This is a genomic window from Thermus islandicus DSM 21543, assembly GCF_000421625.1.
Classification (GTDB): domain Bacteria; phylum Deinococcota; class Deinococci; order Deinococcales; family Thermaceae; genus Thermus; species Thermus islandicus.
The window spans coordinates 1-2,218 of the sequence record NZ_ATXJ01000057.1 but is presented as its reverse complement, the minus strand read 5'-3'; the positions used below and the strand labels follow the sequence as shown (position 1 = coordinate 2,218).

The window sequence follows — 2,218 nt, the reverse complement described above, 5'->3', positions numbered from 1 at the left end:
GAGGGAACGCGCTCTAGACCGAGGCGCTTGCGGAGCCTAGGGTTGCGGGCCAGTTCCCGGCGCATGCGTTCGCTGGAGAAGCCCAGGAGGGCGCGGACCAGGTGGAAGAGAAAGAGGCTGAGGTCGGAGAAGGTCCTGGGCCTGCCGGGTTTTCTCTCCCCTTCTGGCAAGCGGGCTTGGAGCCATGCCTGGAGCAGGGGGACCAGTTCCTCCAGGGGCAGGGGTAGGATGGAAGGGGGCGTCTGGTGTGCTTCCACAGCTCACCAAGCGCCCCCTTTTCCTTTGGCTTGTCAAGGGGGTATGCATTGAATATCCGAAAGGGGGGATAACTACACATAACTCTTGACACGACCTCTTGGGCCCAGGCGTGGCAACCTGTGCTACTATGGGAGAGGTATGATGCTTGGAAAAAGTGGACGAATGTGGCGGTCTTCCCTCTTGTTGGCCCTCTTGCTGGCTTTGGGGGCTTGCGCTCCCACCATGACCTCGGGCTCCGAGGCCCTGGGCGGGGGCTCGGCTACCCAGCCCGGTAGGACGGAACCCACGCCCTCCCAACCCGTGGTGGCTGGCTGGGTGTACCCCCTGTTCTCGCCCAGCGAAGAGGCCCGCAAGGAGGCGTGCGATGCTGGGTACGCCGCCGGGATGGCGGGTTCCAAGGAATCTAACCCAGGCGAGGCCACGGTCAGCGGGGCCAACGGGGATGTGACCTTCCAAAGCTCCTGGGGAAGTGTCTATAACGTGTGCAAGGCCTACGCCCAGAAGACCGAGGCAAAGCCGGAAGTGATTCCCGTTTTGGACGTTCTGCTCTACGTGTTTGATCCCCGGCTTAAGAGCTATAGCGACCCTGACGCTCTCTTCCAGGGGATCTCAATGGTTTTCTATGATGCCGAAGGCAAAGAGCTTGGCAGGCTTCCGGCGACCCTAAATAAGTGGAGTAAGGGTGTCCTGAGTATCCCGCAGAGCAACTCCAAGCCATCGGTTTACGATGGCTACTTCGTCCTGTCCACCAACTACAACAGCCTCCCTGGCAACCTGCGGGCGGCGGTCACCCGGGCCGAGTCCTTTGACGTCCTCATTTCTCGGGGACGGGGGGTAGAGCGGTACAGCTTCAACAAGGCAAAGTTCCCGACTCTGCGCTAGCTGGCTCGGCGGGGGTGGGGGAGAGTTGCGGGTGAGGATCTCCCCCACCCCTCACCCCTCCTCCCCCCACTCCGGCACCACGAGGCTTTTCATCCCGGTCCAGTAGGCCACCTTCTCCCTGGGGTGGCCCTCCTTGAGGAACCTGCGGATGGCCCGCCAGCGCAAGGGGAGGGCGAGGTCGGCCCGCCTCTTCCCCTCCGCCTTCACCCCGGCGAAGTCGGCGAACTCGGTGAGGATCCACTTGGCCTCCTCCAGGCCCAGGGGCTTCCCCCGGTTCTTCCCGGGGGCGGGCTTGAGGAGGAGATGGGGGTAGGGGAGGGGTTGGTGCCCCGCCAGGAACTCCCTCTGGGGGAGCCAGTCCGAGAGGACCTCCCGGGCGAAGGGGGAGAGGGGGACCTCCCGGAGCTTGGTCCCCCGCACCAGTAGGCTCTTCTCCCGCACGTCCTCCTTCCAGAGGTCCGCCACCTCCTTCACCGTGAGGCCCACCTCCCCCAGGAGGACCAGGAGGACCTTGAGGAGGGGACGCCAGTAGGCGAGGGGGTAGGCCTCGGCCTTGGCCAGGAGCTCCTGGTAGCGTGCCTCCGGCATGGCGCGGGAGGGGGCCACCGCGGGGAGCTCTTGCTTCAAGGGGAAGGCCACATGGGGGGGCATGGGGTGGCCTGCCCAGTCCAGGAAGGGGAAGAGGTGGCGCAGGCTGGCCCGCGCCCGCTCCACCGTGCTCCAGGCGAGGGGTCCTCGCCCGCTGCCGGGGAAGCCCTTCTCCTTGGCCTCTAGGAGGAAGGCTTTGAGGTCGGAGGCCTCGAGGTGGGGCCAGCGCCGCCCCTTCAAGGCGAGCCAGCGGACCCAGTACCCCAGGTAGAGTGGGGCGCCCTGGTCGGGCTTCTTGCGGTGGCGGACCAGGTAGGCCCAGTAGGCCTGCTTCAGGGTCTCTTCGTCCCAGCGCTCCAGGGCCTGGCCCACCACCCGCTTGCGTTCTTCCGGGTGGTCCCAGACTTCCAGCCCAAGTCCCCCATTCATCCTCCCCCTCATCATACCCCACCCTCCCCAACCGCACCCCCCTTTTCTGCCCCTTTCCCCC

The 2,218-nt window shown here is 65.6% G+C and carries 2 protein-coding genes and 1 pseudogene; 1 reads left to right on the top strand and 2 read right to left on the bottom strand.

The genetic code is table 11. The features are described from left to right. Positions 1–257, bottom strand: a pseudogene (locus H531_RS13340) (hypothetical protein); the annotation flags it as partial. A gap of 316 nt (positions 258–573) precedes the next feature. Here H531_RS13340 and H531_RS0112425 point away from each other — a divergent pair. After that, the gene (locus H531_RS0112425; protein WP_156860523.1) at positions 574–1,140 is read left to right on the top strand and encodes a hypothetical protein; all 567 of its coding nucleotides are present in this window, start codon (positions 574–576) and stop codon (positions 1,138–1,140) included. Between the two features lie 51 nt (positions 1,141–1,191). Here H531_RS0112425 and H531_RS0112420 read toward each other — a convergent pair whose 3' ends face one another. Next, positions 1,192–2,157 (bottom strand): site-specific integrase, encoded by a 966-nt coding sequence (locus H531_RS0112420; protein WP_022799624.1) that lies wholly within the window; start codon positions 2,155–2,157, stop codon positions 1,192–1,194. Between the last annotated feature and the right edge of the window lie 61 nt (positions 2,158–2,218).